Here is a 23,705-nt window from a genome sequence, read left to right as displayed (position 1 = left end):
GTTCTATCAGTCACAGCTTTATGGATCGTCTTACATGGTCCGCACCATATTATATCAGCAATCATAAATAAAGGCTCCCCGCTGAAATCGTCCAATTCCACGTTTATCTGAAAAAAAGAGAGATTAATAGGGACTAATCCCCATTTACCTCTCCGGAGCTTCCGTTTTTAAAGTTCCTCATCTAAAGGCGATGAACAGGGCAAAAATCAACGCGAGAATACCCACGGTGATCAGCAAATTCGCCGCTTCACGAAAAATTCCCCGCGCCCCCTCACTTAGAAGCCGTTGTGGCGATTCTCCGAGCTTTCGCTCCGAGAACCGCCCCATTCGTCACTTATTTCTCAACCGGAATCGTTACTTCGAGTTCTTTGATATAAGTTTTGTCGCCATGGCTGTAAGTTCCGTTGCTGTCTTTGCCCTGTCCGACAACGCTCCAGTCGTTTTTATTTACCGTAAGGGTAAACGGTTTGATGGTAATTGACTTCGGCGTCCCGTTAAACGGGCTGTACAACTCGTCAACATGATATTCGGTTTTGGGCTCGCTATGGAAATATCCGAACTTATTCTGGTCCAGCAGGTTGCCCTGATCGTCGACAATATCGTAATACATCATGCTGGCGATATAATCGCCGGTTTGCTCCGCGGATCTCGGCACCTTCCCGGTGCTGTCGATGACCAACTGGGCTGTTACAGGCGTGAGCTTAAGCTGCTTTACCGTATAACTGAAATCCTCGTAGGTTTTGGTGGCATTTGGCTGCAGTAAGATGGCATTGTCCGTGATTTTGACCGGAACTTTAAATTCAAACGGCTCGTCGATCCGCGTTACTTCGGCTCGAATCGTCAATTCAAATTCGTCGCCCCAGTTCACTTCCGGGTTCTCGCCCACCGACATCTCGACTTCGTACGCATTTTCACGTTTCCCAGTATCCCCAAACCCGCCAAATCGTGCCGGTTCACCATTAATAAGGACATCTACATTACTTACGTAGCCCTTCTCCTGCTTTTCCTCGGGAACAACCTTAGGCGCATCACCATACACAATAACCCCCTCTGTTCTCCGGTATGGGGAGGCTGTCCCCTCAAGATCCACGCCTTCCCGGTCCAGCATAAAGGACAGTCTTGTCCCGTCATACAGTAGATCGTTCAGTTTCAGCGTCACCCCGTCATGCGTCACGCTCAGGTTCGGGGCTTTGACGATTCCCTGATCCATCGCGGCCTTCACAGCCTCTTCGGTGGTGCCCTTAAAAATCGTACCGAACACCGGAACTTGCTTTAAAGCCTCCGCCATCGCCGGGGACACGAATCCCGAGCCGATGATCCCGCCTCCGAGAATAACGGCGGCCGAAGCGGCGACTACGGTCCGTTTCCACACTTTTCCTTTGTTTGCAGCGTATTTTCTCGTTCTGCTCATATTCATCTCTCCAATTTTGTTCATAATTTCATCGCTCATGCTTGTTTTCGGCATCGCCGAATGACGAATCATTCGCTCGATCGCCTCCATTTCAGCGGGCTCCGCTCGATCCGGCAAACGTCCCATGGGCCAACACTCCTTTTTCAGTTGCTTTTTCCATCAGCTTTTTGCGTATACGCTCGTACTTCTTGCGCAAGGTCGCCGGCTTGATTCCCATCACTTCGCCAATCTCCTCAAAACGGTATTGTTCTACCGACTTGAGCAGCAGAATATGGCGTTCCTCCGCCGTCAGATACGTTAATAGTTCCTCTACCGCCGACTGATGCGGGGAAATCTCCGGCACCGGGTGCTGTTCCTGGCAGCGGTCGATCAATTTCAACAACCGGCCCTGCTTCTTCTTCATATTGATCAAATGATGGTAGGCTACCTTGTACAGCCAGGCGGAAAACGAAACTTGATTGCTGTACTGATGAAGATTCATATAGGCCCTGATAAAAATCTCCTGAACCGCGTCCTCCGTTTCCGCGTGATTCCGCAAAATGTAATAACAATACGTATACATCTGCCGTTCAAACTGGAGGATAATGGGAGCGTAAGCCTCTTTGTCTCCAGCTTTCACGCGCTCAATCTGCGCTTCGATTTTTTGCCTATCCGTCGTTTCCCCGGGGATGACTGGTTGCAAAAAGCTCACCTCCTTTGCTGTCTACACCTATATAACAACCCGAAAATACCGTTTTGTGACATGCCCTTCAATTTTGCCGAGGATCAATAAAAATAAAAACCCGGATGAGGCCACCATTTGCGGAGTGACCATCATTCGGGTCCATCATTAGGGTTATGCGTCGTCTAAGCAAACTTGTCAGCTGCATTACGAATTCCGCTGGGCCTCGATTTTTTCGGCCAGCTCGTTCAAATACGTCCAGCGCTCCATAAGCCGCTCAAGCTCCGCTTCAGCTTCCTCCTGCTGCTTCATTAGCTCCTGCAGCCGTCCTGCGTCGCTCGACGCCACTGCCATTTCCCCGGCAATATCCGCCAGGCGCTGTTCTGCCGCTTCGATCGTCGCTTCGATCGTTTCAAATTCCCGCTGTTCGTTATAGCTGAATTTCAGCTTGTCGCCGCGGGAAGCGCCACGGTTGTTCGAGGCGGTATCTGCCGCCGCTGACGAGCCCGAATTACCGGCTCCCGATCCCGATGGGCCGGACGAATCGCTCCCGGCCGAAGCTTTCGGCCCGCCGGCCACCGGCTTGCCCGCTCCGCCGCCAACTGCGGTCTTGCTTAATCCGCCGCCGCCCGCCCGCAGCCGCTCCTCATAGTCGCTGTAGTCCCCGACATGCACGGCCACCACGCCGCTGCCTTCGAACGCCATGATTTTATCGACGGTCCGGTCAAGGAAATAGCGGTCATGGGAGACGACGAATACGGCGCCGGGGAACTCATCCAAATAGGCCTCCAGCACGGTCAGCGTCTGGATGTCGAGATCGTTCGTCGGTTCGTCCAGCAGCAGCACGTTTGGCGCGCCCATCAGCACACGCAGCAAATATAAACGCCGCTTCTCGCCGCCCGACAGTTTGGCTACCTGCGTCCACTGCATATCCGGCGAAAACAGGAAGCGCTCCAGCATTTGCGCGGCGGTGATCCGCGTCCCGTCGGCCGTGGTGACAACCTCCGCGGCTTCTTTGATATATTCGATCACCCGCTGTTTGCCGTCCATCTCCTGGTGCTCCTGGGTGAAATACCCCAAATTAACCGTTTGGCCGATCACGATTTCTCCCTGATCCGGCTCAAGCCGCCCGGCGATCATGTTCAGCAGCGTCGATTTGCCGCTGCCGTTTGGGCCTACGATGCCGACGCGGTCTCCGGGCACCGCCGTATAGGTCAGCTCACCGATCAATAGCCGTTCTCCCGCCGATTTGCGGATGCCTTGAATCTCCACGATTTTGCGCCCGAGCCGCGTAGAGGCCACCGAAATATCAAGCGTATCGCTTTTGTATTCGGTTTTTGCCGCCTGCAGCTGCTCAAACCGTTCAATCCGCGCCTTTTGCTTCGTCGAGCGCGCTTTCGCTCCCCGCCGGATCCAGGCCAGCTCGGTGCGCATCAAATTTTGCCGCTTCTGCTCGGATGCGGCCTCCCGCTCCTCGCGTTCGCTTTTAAGCTCCAGGAAACGGCTGTAATTCGCCTCGTAGCGGAACAGCCGCCCATGATCGAGCTCCAGCATGACGTTGCAGACCCGGTCGAGAAAATAGCGGTCATGGGTAATCAGCAGCAGCGCCCCGCGCCGTTTCTGCAAATAAGTTTCCAGCCAGGCCACGGAATCGTTGTCGATATGGTTCGTCGGTTCGTCCATAATCAGCAGCTCGGACGGGACGATCAGGGCGGAAGCAAGCGCCACCCGTTTTCGCTGCCCGCCGGACAAGGTGCCCATCTTCTGGCCAAAATCGCCAATCCCCAGCTTGGACAACACGCTTTTGGCGTCGCTGACCAGCGTCCAGGCCTGCAGCCGGTCCATCTCCTGGGCCAGCCGCGTCAGCTCCGCCTGCCGGGCGGCATCCTCCGGACTTTGCTCCAGCGCTTCCTCGGCCTCCATATAAGCGGATACCACCTGCAGCTCGGGGCCGCCGCCTTGAAACACCCCGCGCAGAACGGAAATTTCCGGCTCGTATTCGGGGTTTTGGGCAAGGAAGTTCACCCGCACATCCCGGTTTATGGCAATACGCCCGTCATCGGCCGGCTCCAGCCCGGCAATCACCCGCAAAAACGTCGATTTGCCCGTGCCGTTGACGCCGATAACGCCGATTTTGTCGTTCTCCTCCATGCCAAAGGAGGCGTCCTGAAACAGTACCTTTTCTCCATAGGTTTTCGTGATATGTTCTACGGTTAGTATATTCATGCCTGATCCCTACTTTATTTAGAGGTTGTTCAAAAAGTCAGCTTCCGGCTTTTTGAACTTACACTTTATAGCATCATCCCGATTCCTAGGGCCAGCCCGCCGGCGGCCAGGGAACTGAGTAAATTCACCGCGTCGTTGTTCATCCAGCGGAAGCCGCGCACCGGCACGGTATCCCGGCCGCAGTGGGAAGCGACCTCCACCTCTTTGCCGCAGACGGTGCAGCGGTGCATCCACTGCAGCGTCGCCCCGAGCCAAGAGTCGGCGAACGCGCCGAGCAGGCCGGACAGACCGCCGATCAGCACCCACCGCAAGAGTTCAGATGCGCCAGTACCAGTAGGCTCGCTGCCCGCCGCATTCCCTGTCCAGATAAGCAGCAGCCAGGCCCCACCGCCGATGAAGACGGCCCCGGCCAGCGCCGCAGCGCTGCCAAGCAAGGTCACCCCGCCCGATGTTCCCGGAGGAATCCGCCGTCCGGTCAAAATCGAGCGCGGCTCCGTCCGGCTGAGCCCGCCCAGCTCGGTCGCCCAGGTGTCCGCGGTGACCGCGGCCATCGTGCCGACAAAAAACCAGCCCCATCCCGGATCCGGCCAGATCCAGTTGCCCAGGCACGCCAGCATGCCGAGCCCGCCGTTCGCCAGCACCTGCCCGGCGTCCCTGCGCCCGCTTTTGGCATAGGAGCGCTCCAATTCCTCCTTGCGGTCGCCGCGATAACGAGACAGCACGGACGAGCTGATGAAAAACAGCAAAAGCAGGCCAAACCAAAACAAGTTGCCCGCGCCATAATACACCGTCCCCATCACCGCAGCCGCAACCATCCCCGACAGGGATAACGAACGTTTCAGGTAAGCCGCTCCAGACACAAGCAGGGCGCAAAGCGCCCCTACGATCCAATCCATCATCATGTTGCGGACGGGCCGGCCTCAATCACGCAGCTGCCGAGCGTCCGCGAGCCGTACGCAAGCTCCAGCTTGTCCCCTCGATAAGCAGGCCCTACTCCTTCGGGCGTTCCCGTAAAGATAAGATCCCCTTCACCAAGCCCATATTGTCCGGCGATGTGATCCACGATCTGCTGCAACGAAAAAATCATCCGGCTGATGTTGCCGCGCTGCACGATTTCCCCGTTTTTGCGCAGCAGGAAATCCTCCTGAGCGGTTGCGGCCGCCCCGGGGAAAGCGATGTAAGGGGTCACTGGTGCGGAATGGAGAAAGCCTTTTGCCGCCGTCCAGGGATGGCCTTTCTTTTTGAGCTCGCTTTGCACGTCCCGCAGCGTAAAATCGATGCCGAACGCCATCACATCCACCAACTCGTCGACCGTCATGCCCGGCTCATAACGGCGGCCGATCCGCAGCACGAGTTCGGCTTCGTAATGCACTTCGCCCCGATCCGCCGGCAGCGCGATCCCGCTCCCGTCCATCACGGTTACGGCGTGGGACGGTTTCAGAAAGATCATCGGCTCGGCCGGGACGTCGTTGCCCAGTTCCTCGGCGTGGGCCCGGTAATTCCGGCCGACGCAATACACATTAGCGATCAATTTGTTCATCATGGCATTTCCTCCAATTTAAAATAGCCTCCCGCCAAATATCCGGCCGGTTCGTGCACAGCAGGATAGCCGGGTGAAGCGCCGCCACCTTCCGCAGCGTCCGCACCTCGTCCATCGTCCAGGCCATCACCTCGATCCCCCGCTTAAACGCTTTGTCCGCAAGCTCCGCCGTTAAGGCGCGGTAATGGATGGACAGAAAATTGCAGCGCAAAAGCTGCATCCGAAGCAGCAGGTCTTTCGGATAATGGTCGATGATCAGGCCGGTGCGGATGCCGCGGCCGAGCTCTCTGATTTTCGCCAGCACGCGAGGCTCAAAGGAGGTAAGCACAACCTCCTGCTCCAAATGCCGCCGCTTGACGGCGGAAATCACTTTTTCCTCCAGGCCGGTGTAAAGATCGCCTTCCGTCTTGATTTCGATATTGGCCCGCAGACGGCCGGCGATCGCATCCAGGAAGTCGCTTAGGCTGAGCAACCGCTCGCCTGCGTAAGCTTTCGATTTCCAACTCCCGGCATCAAGCTCCTGCAGCTCGGCCCATGTTTTGTCCTTGACCGGACCGCGCCCGCTCGTCGTCCGGTTGAGCGTAAAATCATGAATCAGCAGCGGAACGCCGTCCTTGGAGAGCTGAACGTCCACCTCGATCCAGTGGACACCTTGCTGCTCCATCGCCAGTTTGACCGCGGCCATCGTATTCTCCGGCGCGATGCCGGAAAACCCGCGATGGGCTACACATTGATTACGCAAGCTTATATCCTCCCTCCGCGGCCATACCGTTCGCTCTCATGTTCCGATTTGCTCATTAATCAACCCGAGGCGGACACCTCGCCCCTCTCATCGATGGCTACGCCCGGCGATAAGCTCTCCACTTCCTGCAGCAGTTTTTTCCCTTCCTCCGCCGCCATCGGCACCGGCTGCCCCAGCTCCGTGCGGTACGGGATGAGCTGCAGGCGGCAGTCCCCCTCGCGCGTGCATTTGGCCGCAAATACGGCGGTTTCCCAAGTTTTCTGGTCCAGCGATTTCGTAAAAATAAAATTGCCCGTACTGTAGGCAATCCACTTCCCTTTATACTTCTCCAGGCCTTGCATCACATGCGGATGACCGCCGATCACCAGATCGGCTCCGGCGTCGATAAACGCATGGGCCAATTCCTGCTGATGGTCTTCAAGTTCGGTCACACGCTCCTTGCCCCAATGAGCCATCACCAGCACCAGGTCGGCCTGCTTGCGCGCCTCGCGGATTGCTTTAAGCGCCGGTTCGGGGTCATATACGGCCGCCACGCCCGGGTGCTTTTTCAAGGCGGTCCACTCATACTCCGGGATGACGCGGCTGAAGCCGAACAAAGCGATTTTCACGCCTTTGCGTTCGACGTAAACCGGCGCGTACGCTTCCTTGCTGTTTTCGCCCGCACCCATATACAAAATTCCGTTCTTCCGCAAATTCTTTAGCGTATCTTTGAGACCGGACACGCCTTGGTCCAATACATGGTTGTTGGCCAGGTTGACCGCGTCGACGCCGGCAGCGGCCATCGGGCCCAGCGCCTTGGGCGGCGATTTGAACACAAACGTTTTGTTTTCGGCCGCTTCACCGCCCGCCGTCACCGGCGTTTCCAGGTTCAGCACGCTGAAATCGTCGTTTTGAAACAAATCTTGAACGTACTTATACGGATAATCATAGCCGGTTTTTTCGAGTTTTTCCTCCACCTTGCCTGAAAAAATCGTGTCGCCCGCAAAATGAATCAGCAGTTCCTTCCCGCTCCCCGTCTCGGCACCGTCCGTATCCGGCGTTTCTTCCGGCTTGGCTTCGTCCGGGTCCAGGACTGCTCCGTCATCCGCAGCAGCGTCTCCTTCACCGGGGTTCTCGTTTCCGGAAGAGGAATCGTCAGACGAGACCTCCGGCGTTTCGTTATTCCCCTGATTTCCCAGAGCTATGTTCAGATCGTCGCCCGCTTGTTCCGCGCCGTTCCTGGCGCTGTCCTGCCGCGTACGTTCTTCCAAATAGAAATAAGTTCCCAGCACGATGATCAACGAGATAAGGGTCAGATTGATCAACACCCACACGCGGGTTTGCCGCCGCTGTTTTTCAAGTTTCCGTTGCTTGTGTTTTTCCGATCTTGGCGGGTACATTACGGACTCCTTTTAACGCTGTATTTGACCGTATAATTTTATTATATCAGGGATCGGAAAATAAATAGAACCCCTCGCCTATTTTATAGGCAAGGGGTCGCAAAGTCCCTCTCCAAGGGGATTGTCTCTAGGTCTGTGCGACTGTCAATTTGGCGGCCATCCGCTCGGCCAGTTCTTTGGCCTGTTTAATACAATCGGGCAGACCTACGCCTTCAAACGCAGCCCCGGTCGCGTAAACGTTCGGCAGCGAAGTCTCCAGCCGCTTGCGGAAAGCGGCGATGTTCTGCAAATGGCCTACCGGATACTGCGGCATCGATTTCGGCAGGCGGGTAATTTCCGCGAACAGCGGCCGGGCCGTCACGCCCATCAGCTTGTGCAAATCCCCCAGCACCAGTTCGGTGATCTCCTCGTCGGACAGGAACACTTTGTCTTCATCTCCTGAACGGCCGACGTAGCAGCGGAGCAGCATTTTATCCTCCGGGCTCGTATGCAGCCATTTGATCCCGGTCCACGTGCAGGCCGTGATGTTCAGACCTTCCTTGCGCGGCACGAGGAATCCCGAGCCGTCGAAGCTGCCGGTCACGTCTTCCCTTTCAAAAGCGAGCACAACGTTCGCCACGGAGACGTAATTGACCGCATCAAGCGCGGCTACGTCAACATGCGGCCGAAGCAGGCCGGCCGCGGCAAACGCCGGCACGGTCACGATGACGTCGTCCGCCGCCAGCTTTTCGCCGGAAGCCAAAACCACCTCATACCGGTTTTCCCCTGTACGGCGGATTTCCGCCACTTCGCTTTCCAGGCGCTGATCCACGTCGGAAAGCCCTGCCACCAGGCCTTCCACGAGCGTTTTCAAGCCTTTGCGGAACGTCAGGAAGGCGCTGCGCTTCGTACCGGTATGGGTCTCGACCGGCTTTTTCCCGTTCATCATGCCTTTGATCAAGCTGCCGTAGGCCCGCTCCACCTCGCCAAACTGCGGGAAGGTCGACTGCAGGCTGAGCTTGTAGGTGTCGCCCGCGTAAATGCCGGCCAGCAGCGGCTCAGTGATATTTTGCAGCACCTCGGCGCCGAGCCGCCGTTCGATAAAGGCCCCCAGCGATTCGTCCTCCTCGCTCATGCGCGGCGGCGTGACCAGGTCGAGCATCGCCCGCATTTTTCCGTTCCAGGACACCAGATCGGTTGTGAGGAAAGGCTCCAGCTCGGTAGGGATGCCGAGCACCAGGCCGGACGGCATCGGATGCAGGCGGCCGCCGCTGACGATGTACGTTTTTTTCGCGTTCGGGTTCATTTGCACCAGTTCCTGCTCCAGCCCCAACTCCCGCGCCAGATCGATCATCGCCGTTTTGCGGGCGAGGAAGGAGTCCGGACCTTTTTCGATCACGAACTCGCCTTGCTCCAGCGTGTCGATTTTGCCGCCCAGCGTGTTTCCTTTTTCAAGCAGTGTGATTTGCGGTTCCACGCCTTTTTCCAAATAAAATTTGCGGATGTAAAAAGCCGCGCTGAGTCCGGTTAATCCTCCGCCAATGATGACAACCTTGCGGGAAGATTCGCTCATCGTTCTCATCTCTTTTCCCATGTATTCATAATGACGTCGCTCAGCGCCTCCATATACAGCGGTTCGGTGTTCAGCGATTCGATCCGTTCCAGCCGCATATCCAGCTCTTTGGCGATCGTTTTGGCCTCAATGTCGAGGTCGTACAGCACTTCCAAATGGTCGGACACGAATCCGACGGGAGCCACAAGCACGTCTTCCACCTGCTCCTGGCTCAAGTCCTTCAAAGTGTCCAGAATGTCCGGACCAAGCCATGGATCGGCCGTCCGCCCCGCGCTTTGCCAGGTGAACTGCCAATTGGATAACCCGGCTTTGTCCGCAACGGCCTTCGACGTTTCCAGCAGTTGGTCGCGGTACGGGTCGCCCATGTCCAAAATTTTCTCCGGCAGGCTGTGGGCGCTAAACAGTACTTTCACTTCGTCCCGCTTGGCTCCGGCTTCCTCGAACTGGTCGAGCTTGCGGGACACCCGGCCGGCAAAAGCCTCGATCAGTTTCGGATGCAGATGATAGCTATGTACAAAGCTCATGCGGATGCCGGTTTCCTGCGCTTTTGCTTCGGCCCGTTTGATGTAGCCGCCGATGCTCATCACGGAATAATGGGGGGCCAGCACGATGCCTACCGCGTCCTTGATCCCGTCTTTGGCCATCTCGGCCACGCCGTCCTCGATAAATGGCCGCGCATGTTTCAGTCCCTGATAGCAAACGAATTCCCGGTCCGCGCTCGCGTTCAGGCGGTTTAACGTTTCCTGCAGCGCGGCGACCTGTTTGTCCGTGTTGGCGCGCAGCGGAAAAACGCCGCCGACGATCGCCTCGTAGCGGCCGACGAGTTCGGCGAGCTGTTCCGCGGTTGGCGGATGCCCGCGCCGAATGTGCGTATAATAAGCCTCTACCTGATCCATACTTTCCGGCGTACCGTAAGACATCACCAAAACACCGATTTTTGTTTTCACGATTATGGGGTCACCTCTGATCTATTATTTCGAATAAAATAAATTGCGATTGCCCCGCCTGCCTACGTCCGCGGCACCGCCTGGCTCGCGATCGCTTCGGCCGAGTAGGCATGCACAAATTCGGTCAGCTCCCGCAGCTTGTCGAGCGAAGCTTCCGGGAACAGGCCGTGGCCGAGATTAAACACAAAGCCGGGGGCTTTGACGCCATCATCGATAATTTCCTTGGCCTGCTGCTTGATGACGTTCATCGGCGCGGTCAGCACGTACGGATCCAGATTCCCCTGCACCGCAAACTTTCCGCCCGTGCGGCGCCGGCCTTCCGAAATCGACACGCGCCAGTCCAAACCGATGCAATCCGCCGCGAGGCCGGTCAACGCCGGCAGCAGCTCGCCCGAGCTTACCCCAGGGAAATAAATTTTCGGTACATCCAAATCCTGAAGTTCGGCAAAAATACGAGTGATCGTCGGCAGCACATACTTCTGAAAATCTTTTGGCGCCAGCGCCCCGACCCAGCTGTCGAACAGTTGGAACGCTTTGCCGCCGCTTCGTACATGAGCCCGCAAATAGGCGATAACCATATCGCCAAGTTTGTCCATGAGCCGGAACCAAAGCTCCGGTTCGCCGTACATCATCTCTTTGGTGCGGATATAGCTTTTGGACGGGCTGCCTTCGATCAAATAGCTGGCGATCGTAAACGGCGCGCCGGCAAACGTAATCAGCGGCACGTCCAGCTCCCGGTCGAGGATGGAGATCGTCTCCAAAATATGGGACAGATCCTGCTCCACCTCAATCGGCTTCAAACGATCGATATCCGCCGCCGTGCGGAGCGGCTGATCGATGACCGGGCCGATATTTTTGACGATGTCGAATTCGACGCCTAGCGAAGCAACCGGATTCATAATGTCGGAATACAAAATGGCCGCGTCCACCCCGAGCTTACGGACCGGCATCAGGGTAACTTCCGCCGCGAGCTCCGGCTGCCGGCAAATTTCCAGCAAGCTGTATTTTTCTTTGATTTTTCGGTAATCGGGATCATATCTGCCCGCCTGGCGCATGTACCAAACAGGAAGACGATCTACCTCCTGCCTTCTCAGGGCCCGGATCAAACGATCGTTATAAACCAACCAACACGCCTCCAATACGCTATAAAAGCAATTCTAAATGCAGATGTCTGCGAACTTACACTATAAACATTCTAATTTACATTATGCCCTTTTTAAAAGTAAGTAACAACTGTCACAACGGCAAATCGGATGACGATCGCATGACATTCGCATGAAAATGCTATGAAGTCGCCCGCAAACTGCGCCAGCCTACTTGTGATATACTTATAGGACGTGATCAAAAGCGGACTTTTTGAACTCCCCCTAAAGGGTGTTGTTTGCAACCAGATGCGCGGAAAGGAAGTGAAAGCACTTTGAAGACGTGGAAAGTCAATCTCATTGTGCTTTGGTTTGGAGCGTTTTTGGTCAATGCGGGAATGACGATGATTACACCGTTTCTCTCGCTGTATCTGGCCAGGGATTTGCATGTGCAGGGCGAACACGCCATCGGCCTGTGGGCGGGGACGATTTTCGCCGCCAACTTTGCGACGTCATTTATTTTTCAGCCGATTTGGGGCAAGCTTTCCGATAAGTACGGGCGCAAAATCATGCTGCTTCGCTCGGGGTTTGGCATGGCGATCGTCATCACTTTGATGGGCTTCGCGACCCAGCCGTGGCACTTGCTGGCGCTGCGGCTGCTCAACGGGACGATCTCCGGCTTCAATCCCGCCTCGGTTTCGCTCATCTCCGGCACGGCGCCAAAAGAACGGATGGGCTTTGCCATGGGCACGATCCAATCCGGCAACGTCGCCGGCACGATTCTGGGACCGCTCATCGGCGGCTTGATGGCCGAATGGATCGGCTTCCGCCCGATCTTTTACATAACCGGCGCTTTGATGTTTATCGGCACACTGCTGGCGCTCGTATTCGTACGGGAAAACTTCAACCGCGAGGAAGCGGCGCATACCCCACAGCCCTCGGTGCTGCAAGGCTTTTTGGAACTGAATAAAACGCCGCAGCTGACAGCGCTGTTCGCCGTCACCTTCCTGCTGCAATTCGCCATGCTCAGCCCGATGTCGCTGCTGCCGCTTTATGTGGAGAAGCTGCATGGCGCGGCGGCCAACGTTTCGTTTTGGGCCGGGTTCGTCAGCGCGGTCACCGGCATTTCCAACATGGTCACCTCGCCGGTGCTCGGCCGGGTCAGCGACAAGGTCGGAGCCCACCGCATCCTGACGTACTGCCTGATCGGGGCGGCGGCCACGCTGATCCCGCAGGCGTTTGTCCATACCGTCTGGCAACTCATCATGATCCGGTTTCTGATGGGCGTCTTTATGGGCGGGCTGCTGCCGAGCGTCAACGCGCTGATCCGCTTCTACACCCCCGACGGGATGGAAAGCCGGGCGTTTGGCTTCAACAGCAGCACGCTCGCGCTCGGCAACATGCTGGGCTCGCTGATCGGCGGCTTTCTCTCCGGATTTATCGGCATCGAAGGCCTGTTTATCATCTCCGGTATCCTGCTTCTGATCAACACGGTATGGGTACGAATCAAGCTGTACGAAAAGCCGAAAGTTGCAATGCTGCGGCACGGGCGGGGGTAGGCGGGGCGGCTCATACGCGGCTGGCGAGATGTCTCGTGCGGCTGGCTATACGTTGCGGTTGCAGAGTTGCAGAGCCAAGCATCGGCCCTTGCAGTGGTAGCGAGATGTGAGCGGCGGCTCATACGTCGCGGCTGCAGAGCACATCGGCCTATAAACAGCTGGGTAAATGCCAGTGGCGGCTCATGCAATGCGGTTGCTAACCACACTCCGGCCGTTTTAATGTAAGTGAGCCAAGTTGCCAGCAATATCGCCGATCCTAACGGACCACAGCGCCGCTATTTCGGTGAAATCAAAGGTTTTCGGAATGTAACGGACACCAGAGACCTTATTTGGCATGTAAACGCTGGTTTTCGGTCTTGTTTAGGCAAATAAGAGCTCTCAGGTCCGTTAGAAAATAAAACACCCCTTTTTGCGTCAAAAAAGGTCATCTGAGTCCGTTAGCCGCACGCGGTCGCGATCGGGGCCGTCTCCAAGGCCGTCTGGAACTGCGGATATTTACCCATATTATCCGTCAAATAAGTGAAATATCGTTCCGGCTCGTTCGGGAAAATCCGTATGGACGGAGGCTGGACTTAGGAACCTAATGTGCGTTTGGCGTATTCGACGAAAGCTTGCGCATCCTCCCAGGTATCGAACCCGGCCTGCGCCTGCTTGTCGCTGCCGCCGCCCTTGCCGTTAAAAGCCGGCAGATGCTCTTTAAAAAACGCGCCGCAGGAAACCGCCGCTCCTCCGTTATGGGCCATCACCGCTTTATTGTCCGCCGCGGTGGCAAGCAGCACAAGCGCGTCTGCGTCTGCATCTGCGTCCGCGGCCGCGGTCAGCTTCGCCGCCAGGTTTTGCAGATCTTTTAAAGACTTGTCCGCAAAAACAAAAGCGATGATGCCGCCCTCCCGCCGCGATAACAGCTCCCGCGCCAAGTATTCATCATTGAGCGCCTTCACGTTGGCCAACTCCTGCTGCAGTTGCTTTTGCTCCTGCTCAAACTTTTCGATCCGCTCGGCAAGCCCTTCCCGGCCCGTTTTGAGTTTACCCGTCAGCAGCCCCAAAATCCGCTGGTTTTCGTTGAATTCGGCCAGGGCGCGCAGACCGCATTTGAAGTAGATCCGGATGTTGCCCTTCTGCTTTTCCGCCTTTAACAGCTTGATCATCCCGATTTCACCCGTGGACGAGACATGCGTCCCCCCGCAGCCGTTATATTCCACGTCCTTCATCTCGACGATGCGGATGTTCTCCGTCACCTTCGGCCGTTTCACCAAAGGCAGCTTGGCCGCTTCCTCCCCGGTCACGAAATAGCTGATGATCTCGTGGTTCCGGTAAATATGCCGGTTCGCGGCCAGTTCGATGGCGGCTAGTTGTTCCGGTGCGAGCTCCGGACGCTCCACATCGATCGTGCAGTAGTCGGCCCCCAGGTGGAAGCTGACCGTCATCGCCCCGTAAAGCTCGCGGCAGACGGCGGACAGCAGATGCTGGCCGCTGTGCTGCTGCATATGGTCAAACCTGCGCTCCCAGTTCACAGTGCAGTCCACCGCCGCTTCGTCAGGCAAGCGCTCCACTTTGTGCAGCACCTCGTCATTTTCGCTGATCACGTCAAGTACAGGAATGCCCTGGATCGTTCCTTCATCGTCCGGCTGCCCTCCCCCATGGGGGTAAAAGGCGCTTTCCTCCAGGACGACGTAATCCCCGTCCTCGCGCTTCAGCGTGCGGGTGACGCGCGTCTGCCACTCGGTAAGATACGCAGATTCGAAATAAAGTCTTTTTGTCATATTTCATTTTCCTTCCCGTTCCAAGTACCATTACCATACAATTTTTCCCGCCTGCGGTAAAGGAAAGATCAAGACTAGCATACGGCTCCCGAATTAACGTGAGCCTGCGCGGCGGCTCCGCTCTTCTGATGAAGCGAAGGCTTGGGTAAGAAAACAGCCAAGAGTATCGAGCCGCCATAAGGGAAAAAAATGGCGCTATTTCGGCGATATCCCTCATTCTGGCGGCAATAGCGGAATTTTATGGCGCTATTTTCACGAATCGCAGGGAAACGGCCGCTTTTCGTACCATCCCCCCAGAATAAGGCCTAAAAATTCCGCTATTGATGGTGAACCTGCACAAATCCGGAAAATAAGACCATAAAGTTCCGCTATTTTCATGGAGGATCTTCAGCCTTGCCCTCAGATGGATTACGTTATTTCAGGATCGCTCTACTAGCAGAACGATCCGGCGAAAAGCCGATCCTAACGGACACCACAGGCCTTAGTTCGGCAAAATAGCCCGCTTCATCATGCCCCCTCCTCCACATTCATATAAATGAGATGATCGTAACGAGGAGGGAGTAAGTATGGGTCAAAACATAACCGGCATCCGCGAGGAGATTCGCCGATGGTCCGAGGAGTTGGTCCAGCGGCAGGAGCCGGACGGGACCTGGCGGTTTTGCTTCGAAAACGGGACGACGCTCGACGCGGGCGTGATCGTGCTGTTTCGCTCGCTGAACGCGGGCAGCGAAGCGCTGATCCGTTCGCTGCACGACCGCATCCTCGCCGCGCAGCAGCCCGAAGGCTGCTGGCGCTGGTACCGCGACGACGCCGAAGGCCATCTGTCCGCCACGATCGAGGCGTATTACGCGCTGCTGTATTCCGGGTACAGCCGGCGCGAAGACGAATCGCTGCAACGGGCGAAACGCTATATTCTTGAGCGCGGCGGCATCGGAAAAGCAACAAGCCTGCTGACCAAAGCGCTGTTGGCCGCGACCGGGCAAAGGGAATGGCCGGCGTCGCTGTCGCTCATTCCGATCGAGATGCTGCTGCTGCCGTCCTCTTTTCCGCTGAGCTTTTACGATTTCTCCGGTTATTCCCGCGTCCACCTCGTTCCGCTGCTGATCATGGCCGAGCGGAGCTACTCCGTAAAAACCGCGCAAACGCCCGATCTTGGCGAGCTTTACATCGATCGCGGCCCGGAGCAAGCGCCGCTTACAAGGGAGGCCCGGGAACCGTTGGATCACATTCAATCGGCGCTTGGCCATCTGGTCGGCACGCCCCAGCGCATCCGGCAGGCAGCCGTCAAAAAGGCGGAGCAATACCTGCTCGAGCGGATCGAAAGCGACGGCACGTTGTACACGTATGCCAGCTGCACCGTGATGATGGTGTTCGCTTTGCTGGCATTGGGTTACGAGCCGCAGCATCCGGTCATCCAACGCGCGGTGGAGGGCTTGTCCAATCTGCAGTTTACGGTTCGCGGCGGCGAGGACGGGAGTTACACCACGATCCAAAACTCCCCTTCCACGGTGTGGGATACCGCGTTGTTGTCCTATGCCCTGCAGGAAGCGGGGCTGCCGCCATCGCACCCGGCCATTCGCCGGGCCGCCGCTTATTTGCACGGCAAACAGCACCGTAAGCACGGCGACTGGCAAATCCATAATCCCGGCACCGTACCCGGCGGCTGGGGATTCTCCGAAACGAACACGTTCGTTCCCGACGTCGACGATACCACCGCCGCATTGCGTGCCCTCGGCGGCCTTTACGACAGCGATCCCGCCTTCCTCGAAGCCTGGAACCGCGGGCTGAACTGGGTATGGTCGATGCAAAACGGCGACGGCGGTTGGCCGGCCTTCGAAAAAAACACCGATAAGGAAATGCTCACCTGGCTCGCAATCGAAGGGGCGAAATCCGCGGCCACCGATCCTTCGGAAGCGGACCTGACCGGCCGGACGCTGGAGTATTTGGGCAACTTCGCCAAACTTGGCGTTCGGCACGACTGGATCGCGCGCGGAGCCGACTGGCTGATCAGCCATCAAAAGGCGGACGGTTCGTGGTATGGCCGCTGGGGAATCTGTTACATTTACGGAACCTGGGCGGCATTGACGGGATTGAAAGCGGTGGGCATGCCCTCCGGTCACCCGGCGATAGCCAAGGGCGCCGATTGGCTGCTAAGCATTCAAAACGCGGACGGCGGCTGGGGGGAATCGTGCCGAAGCGATCAATCCGAGCGTTATGTGCCGCTACACGCCAGCACGCCCTCGCAAACGGCCTGGGCGCTGGACGCGTTGGTCGCGGTGCACGACCGGCCAACGCCGGCGATGGAGCGTGGAGCCGCCCGTTTGACCGAGCTGCTGCGCGAAGACGGCTGGCCCGCGTCGTATCCGACCGGAGCCGGACTGCCGGGGTATTTTTACGTCCATTATCACAGCTACCGCTACATCTGGCCGCTGCTGGCGCTGGCGCATTACGCGAACAAATATGGGGACGGTTCGCCTTAACGGCGGGTGGTCCGCCCCCTCTTCGTCCGCAATGGATTAAACGACGTTTCGGAAGCCGCAATAGCTTGCTACTTTTGCGCTTGGCCGAGCGCGTTCTCCACCGACTTGAGATAAGCTTTGGAAGTGATGGTCGCGCCGCTGATCGTGTCGACCTGCAACGACTGCGATGCGATCACCCTGCCGTACAGTTTGCCGGTAAATTCCGGCGTTTTATTCTCTTTATGCATCAGCAGCCTGATGTCCGTCACTTTGCCCGAAGACACGGTAACTTGAACTCGGTTGGCTCTCAATTTGTACTTTCCGCCTTCGTATTCTCCGACATACGTGCCGTCCTTCAGGCTATGGAAATCCACGGCGCGGATCGGGAGGTTTTTCCCTTCCCGCCGCTCTCCGGCCGTTAAAAGTATCCCGCCTCCGGCGCTTGCCGCAAGCAGAACCACAACCGCGATAATCCACATCTTCATCCTTCCTTTCCGTTTCTTTGGGATCGCTTTTCCGTTCATACCGCTTTCTCCTCCCTTGGATTTTGAGGTTGAACTGGCACTTTAAACCATGACCACGGCGGTTCCCTCCGCCGCCAGGAAACAATCGTTTAATCCCCGCGTCACGTAGACCTGCAGGCGGTGATCAACGATGACGGCCTCGGCTCCGGGGAAGCTGCGGAGGATCGCCCTCCCCCGCTCCATGCCGGCCACAAACACGGCCGTCGACAACGCGTCGGCTGCCGCCGTGCTGTCCGCGACGATCGTGACGCTGATCAGGCCGGCATCCGCGGGATATCCGGTCGACGGATCGAGGAGATGATGCCGCCGTATTCCCAAGGCATCGATAAAATAACGCTGATCGTCCCCCGACGTGACGACCGCTTTATCGATAACGTCCACCGCGCCGATCAAGCGGTTTTCCCGCCTCGGATGGCGGATGCCGACACGCCACGGCGAGCCGTCCGGTTTGGTACCAAGGACGGCCACGTTCCCGCCGAGGTTGCTGAACGCAGAGGTGACGCCGAAACGGCGGAACACCCCGAGCAGCTTGTCGCTGGCATATCCTTTGCCGATCGCACCCAGATCTACGGATTGGCCTTTACGGCGAAGCCCGGCCGTTTGCGACGCGGGATTCAGGCGCAGATCCGCATGATTCACCAGGGAAAGCGCCTCCCTGATCCTTTCGCGGTCCGGAGCCGCGGCGGCATTCTTATAATCCCACAGCTCTACCAGCGGGCCGACGGTAACATCAAACGCATCTCGGCAGAGGCCCGAAAAATGACCGGCCAGCGCCAGGACTTCAAAGGCCTCCGGGCTAAGTTCAACCTCTCCTCTGCCCGCCAACCTGTTGATCTTTGCGATATCGCTCTCGGGAGCAAAGCGGCTCAGCAGGCGCTCCAAACGTTTGACCTCCGCCCCGACCGCCTGAAGCGCCTTTTCCGCGTTTTTGCCGTAGGCTTTGTGGCACAAGCCGGTTCCCATCCCCAAACCTGCGGATTCGACCGACTCTGTTGATTTTGACAGGCCCATGCTCGGATGGCCTCCTCCCCCACAATCACGTTATTGAGAACGACGAGTCAGGCCGTCCATGATAAACTCCGTCATATAATCCAGCAACTGTGGAAAATTGGCCAGCCCGATTTCTTCCTTGTGCGTATCGATGCTGATGATGGCCGCAAACATCGCCATAATCATCTCGCTGTCGATATCCCCTCGCATCTTCCCTTCCGCCTGCCACCGTTTCACCAGTTCGAGCGAATCACCATAAAAGCAATCGACGGCACTCCGGCCGTTTTCTTCCCGATACAGCTTTTCGATCTTGCCGAACACGTCGCGGTTGTACCATTCCTTCAGGATCGGGTGCGACTTCATGCCTTCCTGATTCCGTACCAGGATACCTTGAATCACCCGTAAAGGTTCTTCGTTCAGGTCTGCCGATTCCATCAGGTTTTTCTTGAGCCGTGCGTTTTCCTCCAAAAAAATCTCCATGAACAGCTTCTCTTTTGAAGAATAACAGTTATAAAACGTTCCTACGCTTACCCCGGCTTTTCGGGTGATATCGGCCACATTCGTGTCCTTGAATCCTTTGGCGCCGAACAACTCCTTCCCGCATTCGTAAATTCGGATTTTCTTGTCCTCCACTGTCTTGACCTCCGATGTTGGATTGGCCAGGAATGTTCATTTTTGTGATATTTTTCACTTTTCCCGGCGGAGCTTGCCGATGAATGAATATTTTTTCGTTCATTCATAATATATTCGAGCCCCCTCTTTTTGTCAATAGTTTCCGGTGCAACGAACTCAATCGGGAAACGTTTTTGGCAGCGATGGGATTTCAGGTTGTTTCCTTTGCTTACGATGATGCCGCGAGCCGCCCGGAGCTGTGCATCACCCTACTGCGCTTGATGCTAAACCGTTAATATCCGGCAACTGCCCCGGCCGATCTAAAAAATCGCCGATAAATCCGTCTCCCGGATCCATGGAATACGCCATACAGCTATCTTCCTTTCAGCCCGCTTTCTATATAACCCATGTATTTTCGGCGAATAAAATCATGTCCTTAGATTTCATCCAAACAAATTTGGGTGAATTGCTCAGGCTTAATGCCTTATCCACTTCTTCGCGGCTAACGTATAATGTGCAGACAACTAACGTGAAGAAAGGACAAATCAGATGATCGAATTAGCTTTGGCTTTCCAAGATAAGGATGGGCAGTATGCCGAGCATGCCGGTGTCGTTTTGGCGTCGGTTTTCCAAAATACGAGATCCTCTGTAAATGTTCATATTTTGCATGATGAGACCTTGAGCGAGGATAACCGGCAAAAACTCATCGAATTAACCGCCAGCTATAATCAGACGATTATTTTTTATCCCCTTGCGCTGCCTGAAGATTTACTCCAGGTGATGGCGAGTGTGGGCTCGATTAACGTGTGGACGCCGGCCTGCATGTATCGATTGCTTTTGCCGGCAATCATACCGGCGGACAGAATTATTTACCTGGACTGCGATGTTTTGGTGAACATGGATCTTGAAGAACTGTGGCAGGTCGAATTAAATCATTTTTATTTGGGCGCGGTTTGGGACCAGAACATCATGAACGTAACAAATACGATCAGCTCCAAGGGGCTGAATCCGGAACTTTATTTTAACTCCGGGGTTATTTTATTCGCCTTGAACACGATCCGCGCGAATCTTAATTGGTACGGAGAAACGCTTAACTTTTTACGGAATTTCCCCGATACTGCGATGCCGGATCAGGATGCGCTCAATGCGGTTTATGGTAGAGCTTACCTCCCTTTGGATGTACGTTTCAACTTATTCAACATGGCTGCGCCCGATCGCGACTTTTCGAATAAAATCGTCCATTTCGCCGGAGATGAAAAATGCTGGGACCGCCATTCTTCAGGCTGGGAACTATACCGGTATTACCTCAACCTGACGCCATGGAGAGAACAAACGGTCGAAGAACCCGTAAATGCGGACTTTTCCGCCACGCCGATCAATGGGAACCGCATAAAATCGAGAAAGCGGAAAACAACCGGAAGAAGATTCCGCACCAGAAGAAACAGGTTTGTCCGGATTGCTTTAACCAATTTGACATCTGTCAAATCAGCCAAGCGCAACAGGGCGGCAGGAATCCGAAAAAGAAGAAAAATCCGTCGGCGGATCTATCGTTGATGGTCCGGCTCAGGCGGCTTATTTCATAAACCAGCGGATCAAGTACATGATCAAAGAGAACACAACGCTGATCAAAATGCAGGTGACGAGCGGAAAATAAAACTTGAAGTTGCCCCGATCGATCACGATGTCGCCGGGAAGCCGGCCCAATTGGATAAACCGGCCGAGGAACATCCAGGCGAGCCCGATGACAATCAGGACGATGCCGGAAACGATGAGGATTTTCGGAAAGTTGCTCATAACGCAATATCGCCCTCCTATTCGCTAAAATCCTATTTTCACTTAATCTCTTCCCGAATCATAGTCTACCGGCCCTGTGCATAAATATCCAGTAGAAGTACAACGCCTAAGCGAAATAAGAAAGGCAGGGAACAATTATGGCGGTCTCTTATAAGGATTTCACTTCGCCATCCGCGCAATTTACGTATGACGTCAACCACAACACATCCGTTAAAAAGGATAATCGCAACTTTATCAACGAGCTGTCCATCAAACAACTGAATACGCTCGGCAATTTGTCGATGCTGGACACCTATTTGGACAAAGGCAACGCCATCGAACCCCACCACCACCCAAACGCTTCGGAGCTCGTATATTGCGTTGCGGGCGAGGTCGTCGTCTCGGTCATCAATCCGTTTACGAAAGAGCTCCGGCATTATCCGAACCGGCCCGGCCAGGTGACCAGCATCCCCCAGGGGTGGTGGCATTATGACACCGCTACCGTGGACGGGACACACTTTTTGGCTATTTTCGACGCGCCGGTCCCAGAAATCATCCCCGTCTCCGATATGCTCCGGCTCACGCCGCCCGAGGCGCTCGCGCACATGTACTGCCTCGATCCGGCCAAAGTCAGCGTGGCGCTTGCGCCGCTGAACCAAACCGTAATCATTGGGCCGCCAGCAGACTGCCCGAAAGAAAATCAGGACGTCGATTACCAAACGCAAAATCCGCAGCCCGATGCCGCAGCCCATACCAGCCACCCGCCCTACAACCAGGGCTACGGCCTTCGCCCATACCAGCAAAGCGACGGCAATCCCCGGCGGCCGCAGGTCATCGGAAACGGCTGGGCACATCTGTACCATGACGGGCCTTAAAGAATCGGCCAGGACTCCGCTGTTAACACAAGGGACGTACCGTAAGTCGTCTGACGGCTTGGGGACGCCCCTTATTCATTAAATTTAATGAATTACCGATACTTTTCCGTTGAATGCGAGTGCGAGATTTTTCCCCAAATACAAAAGTGCATGCGATTTTCGTCGAAACTCCCCGAAACGGGTGGCTCAAATGCATAAGTGCAGTTCATTTCCGGCCCAAAGACCCTTTTTTATCGAACAACCTCAAATGAGATGTACTTTTGCATTTCAATCGTTCTAAGGGCGGCATTTAAAGAAAATAAGATGCACTTTTGCAGCACAATTAGAACCGCATGTCCGGCAAAGTTAATTAAGCAACAATTCGACCCGGCTTTTCTTTCTCCCCCAAGCGATGCTTACGGCGGCGGCCACAAGGCCTGACCCGATCAAAAGTCCTCCCAGCCAGGGATGAAAGTAAAGCGTCCCCGTCGATTCGAGCACGAGGCCTCCCCCACCGGCGCCAAGCGCCAGCCCCAAGTGGGTGATGGAGGTGTTGATGCTAAGCACCAGATTGGAGGACTGCGGCGCCCGCGCGATAAAATAGCTTTGAATGGCCGTTCCTGCGGCAAACATGGACAACACCATAAGGGAAAGGAATACGATCCCCGGTATCGTCCTGCCCGCCCACAATGGCAAAATCGAAATGGTCACGGCATGGATCACCAGACCGGCGAGTAAGACGCGGGAGGCTCCCCAGCGGTCGATGCAGTAACCGCCCAGGCGTGATCCGACGGCCCCGACAATGCCTAACAGGAGCATGACGAAGCTGCTGTAGGAAGAAGGTAAAGCAAAGATGTTTTGCATAAAAGGAATGACGTACGTAAACAGCAGGTTATTGCCCGACTCTCTGAACAACGTAATCATAAGCCCGCTGACGATAACCGCGCTGCCGAGAACTTTAAACTGCCGGAAAAAAGGAACCGCCGCATCTCCTTCCATGGCCGGAGCCAGCTTGTAAATTAAGTACGCCACCCCTATGCTAAGCAGGGCCAGGATCAGGAAAATCGCCCGCCAGTTCAGCCATTCGGCAATGGCCATACCGATCGGAATTCCCAAAATCATCGCGCTGCTGAAACCGAGGACAACGGTGCCGATCGCGCTGCCGATTTTGTCCGGGGGGACGATTTTGGCGGCTGCGCCGAACACAACGACCAGAAAGACACCTGAACTCACGCCCAAAATAACTCGGGATATCATCAAAACGGCCATATTCGGGCTCATCCATGCCGCCAGGCAGCCGGCGATAAACACGGCCAGCGAGGCCAGCAGCATTCGTTTGCGGTCCTGCCACGAGGTTAGCGATATGATCACCGGGGTACCGATGGCGAAAGACAGAGAGTAAACCGTAACCAGCTGTCCGGCTAACGCCAGCGAAACGCCCAAATCTTCGGATATCGTACCGATGATCCCGGAAACGATCAGCTCCGAGGTCGCCGTAAGAAATACGCCGATGGTCAACACGTAAATTGCAAGCTTTAGTCTATTCATGTTAAATTCTCCTCCTCACATCTTCTTGATTGCATTATAATGAGGTTACATACGATATGTAAGAAGGCAAATCTTTTGGATAT

The 23,705-nt window shown here is 55.8% G+C and carries 20 protein-coding genes; 4 read left to right on the top strand and 16 right to left on the bottom strand.

Features of this window, described 5'->3' with window-relative positions; translation table 11 throughout:
* Nucleotides 1-334 precede the first annotated feature (334 nt).
* The 10 genes from EHV15_RS18970 to hemE all read right to left on the bottom strand — a co-directional run bounded on the left by EHV15_RS18970 (nucleotide 335) and on the right by hemE (nucleotide 11,582).
* Nucleotides 335-1,537 carry a DUF4179 domain-containing protein gene (locus EHV15_RS18970; RefSeq protein ID WP_128632578.1) on the bottom strand — a complete coding sequence of 401 codons (1,203 nt, stop codon included), beginning with the start codon at nucleotides 1,535-1,537 and terminating at the stop codon, nucleotides 335-337.
* Complete coding sequence (locus tag EHV15_RS18965; RefSeq protein WP_128632577.1) at nucleotides 1,503-2,093, bottom strand: RNA polymerase sigma factor; 591 nt, start codon at nucleotides 2,091-2,093, stop codon at nucleotides 1,503-1,505. The genes EHV15_RS18970 and EHV15_RS18965 overlap by 35 nt, the downstream gene beginning before the upstream one ends.
* Nucleotides 2,094-2,279: 186 nt before the next feature.
* On the bottom strand, nucleotides 2,280-4,298 hold the full coding sequence (locus tag EHV15_RS18960) for an ABC-F family ATP-binding cassette domain-containing protein (protein ID WP_128632576.1): 2,019 nt from the start codon (nucleotides 4,296-4,298) through the stop codon (nucleotides 2,280-2,282).
* Nucleotides 4,299-4,363: 65 nt separating this feature from the next.
* Nucleotides 4,364-5,194, bottom strand: a complete 831-nt coding sequence (locus EHV15_RS18955) for a DUF92 domain-containing protein (RefSeq protein WP_128635425.1) — start codon at nucleotides 5,192-5,194, stop codon at nucleotides 4,364-4,366.
* Between the two features lie 2 nt (nucleotides 5,195-5,196).
* Nucleotides 5,197-5,838: a fumarylacetoacetate hydrolase family protein gene (locus EHV15_RS18950; protein WP_128635424.1), complete on the bottom strand. Its 642-nt coding sequence runs from the start codon at nucleotides 5,836-5,838 to the stop codon at nucleotides 5,197-5,199.
* The gene (locus EHV15_RS18945) at nucleotides 5,819-6,580 is read right to left on the bottom strand and encodes a glycerophosphodiester phosphodiesterase (RefSeq protein ID WP_128632575.1); all 762 of its coding nucleotides are present in this window, start codon (nucleotides 6,578-6,580) and stop codon (nucleotides 5,819-5,821) included. Before EHV15_RS18945 ends, EHV15_RS18950 begins: the two co-directional genes overlap by 20 nt.
* 59 nt (nucleotides 6,581-6,639) lie before the next feature.
* Complete coding sequence (locus EHV15_RS18940; protein WP_128632574.1) at nucleotides 6,640-7,959, bottom strand: CapA family protein; 1,320 nt, start codon at nucleotides 7,957-7,959, stop codon at nucleotides 6,640-6,642.
* Nucleotides 7,960-8,086: 127 nt separating this feature from the next.
* Nucleotides 8,087-9,511 carry a protoporphyrinogen oxidase gene (hemG, locus tag EHV15_RS18935; RefSeq protein WP_128632573.1) on the bottom strand — a complete coding sequence of 475 codons (1,425 nt, stop codon included), beginning with the start codon at nucleotides 9,509-9,511 and terminating at the stop codon, nucleotides 8,087-8,089.
* Nucleotides 9,512-9,516: 5 nt separating this feature from the next.
* Nucleotides 9,517-10,458, bottom strand: coding sequence for a ferrochelatase (hemH, locus tag EHV15_RS18930; RefSeq protein WP_128632572.1), 942 nt, complete (start codon nucleotides 10,456-10,458; stop codon nucleotides 9,517-9,519).
* A gap of 62 nt (nucleotides 10,459-10,520) precedes the next feature.
* The gene (gene hemE, locus EHV15_RS18925; RefSeq protein ID WP_128632571.1) at nucleotides 10,521-11,582 is read right to left on the bottom strand and encodes a uroporphyrinogen decarboxylase; all 1,062 of its coding nucleotides are present in this window, start codon (nucleotides 11,580-11,582) and stop codon (nucleotides 10,521-10,523) included.
* A 293-nt stretch (nucleotides 11,583-11,875) separates the two neighbouring features.
* Between hemE and EHV15_RS18920 the strand changes: the two genes are divergently transcribed.
* Nucleotides 11,876-13,099, top strand: a complete 1,224-nt coding sequence (locus EHV15_RS18920; protein ID WP_128632570.1) for an MFS transporter — start codon at nucleotides 11,876-11,878, stop codon at nucleotides 13,097-13,099.
* A gap of 572 nt (nucleotides 13,100-13,671) precedes the next feature.
* Here EHV15_RS18920 and EHV15_RS18915 read toward each other — a convergent pair.
* Entirely contained in the window at nucleotides 13,672-14,862 is a 1,191-nt protein-coding gene (locus EHV15_RS18915; protein WP_128632569.1) for an alanyl-tRNA editing protein, read from the bottom strand.
* Nucleotides 14,863-15,428: 566 nt separating this feature from the next.
* Between EHV15_RS18915 and shc the strand changes: the two genes are divergently transcribed.
* The gene (gene shc, locus EHV15_RS18910) at nucleotides 15,429-17,342 is read left to right on the top strand and encodes a squalene--hopene cyclase (RefSeq protein ID WP_128632568.1); all 1,914 of its coding nucleotides are present in this window, start codon (nucleotides 15,429-15,431) and stop codon (nucleotides 17,340-17,342) included.
* Nucleotides 17,343-17,410: 68 nt separating this feature from the next.
* Here shc and EHV15_RS18905 read toward each other — a convergent pair whose 3' ends face one another.
* The 3 genes from EHV15_RS18905 to EHV15_RS18895 are packed head-to-tail and all read right to left on the bottom strand — an operon-like array spanning nucleotide 17,411 to nucleotide 19,468.
* Nucleotides 17,411-17,845 (bottom strand): FMN-binding protein, encoded by a 435-nt coding sequence (locus EHV15_RS18905; RefSeq protein ID WP_128632567.1) that lies wholly within the window; start codon nucleotides 17,843-17,845, stop codon nucleotides 17,411-17,413.
* 42 nt (nucleotides 17,846-17,887) lie between these two features.
* Complete coding sequence (locus EHV15_RS18900; RefSeq protein WP_128632566.1) at nucleotides 17,888-18,856, bottom strand: FAD:protein FMN transferase; 969 nt, start codon at nucleotides 18,854-18,856, stop codon at nucleotides 17,888-17,890.
* 30 nt (nucleotides 18,857-18,886) lie between these two features.
* Nucleotides 18,887-19,468 carry a TetR/AcrR family transcriptional regulator gene (locus tag EHV15_RS18895; protein WP_128632565.1) on the bottom strand — a complete coding sequence of 194 codons (582 nt, stop codon included), beginning with the start codon at nucleotides 19,466-19,468 and terminating at the stop codon, nucleotides 18,887-18,889.
* Between the two features lie 528 nt (nucleotides 19,469-19,996).
* Between EHV15_RS18895 and EHV15_RS18885 the strand changes: the two genes are divergently transcribed.
* Nucleotides 19,997-21,001, top strand: a complete 1,005-nt coding sequence (locus EHV15_RS18885; RefSeq protein ID WP_128632563.1) for a glycosyltransferase family 8 protein — start codon at nucleotides 19,997-19,999, stop codon at nucleotides 20,999-21,001.
* A gap of 18 nt (nucleotides 21,002-21,019) precedes the next feature.
* On the opposite strand, the gene EHV15_RS18880 is transcribed toward EHV15_RS18885, so the two are convergent.
* Nucleotides 21,020-21,241, bottom strand: coding sequence for a DUF2905 domain-containing protein (locus tag EHV15_RS18880; protein WP_128632562.1), 222 nt, complete (start codon nucleotides 21,239-21,241; stop codon nucleotides 21,020-21,022).
* Between the two features lie 137 nt (nucleotides 21,242-21,378).
* Between EHV15_RS18880 and EHV15_RS18875 the strand changes: the two genes are divergently transcribed.
* The gene (locus EHV15_RS18875) at nucleotides 21,379-22,095 is read left to right on the top strand and encodes a cupin domain-containing protein (RefSeq protein WP_128632561.1); all 717 of its coding nucleotides are present in this window, start codon (nucleotides 21,379-21,381) and stop codon (nucleotides 22,093-22,095) included.
* 345 nt (nucleotides 22,096-22,440) lie between these two features.
* Here EHV15_RS18875 and EHV15_RS18870 read toward each other — a convergent pair whose 3' ends face one another.
* Nucleotides 22,441-23,622, bottom strand: a complete 1,182-nt coding sequence (locus EHV15_RS18870; protein ID WP_128632560.1) for an MFS transporter — start codon at nucleotides 23,620-23,622, stop codon at nucleotides 22,441-22,443.
* Nucleotides 23,623-23,705 lie beyond the last annotated feature (83 nt).

The organism is Paenibacillus oralis (assembly GCF_003863965.1).
Classification (GTDB): Bacteria; Bacillota; Bacilli; order Paenibacillales; family Paenibacillaceae; genus Fontibacillus; species Fontibacillus oralis.
Note: the sequence above shows the minus strand (reverse complement) of the source record. Positions and strands in the feature narration are given on the sequence as shown.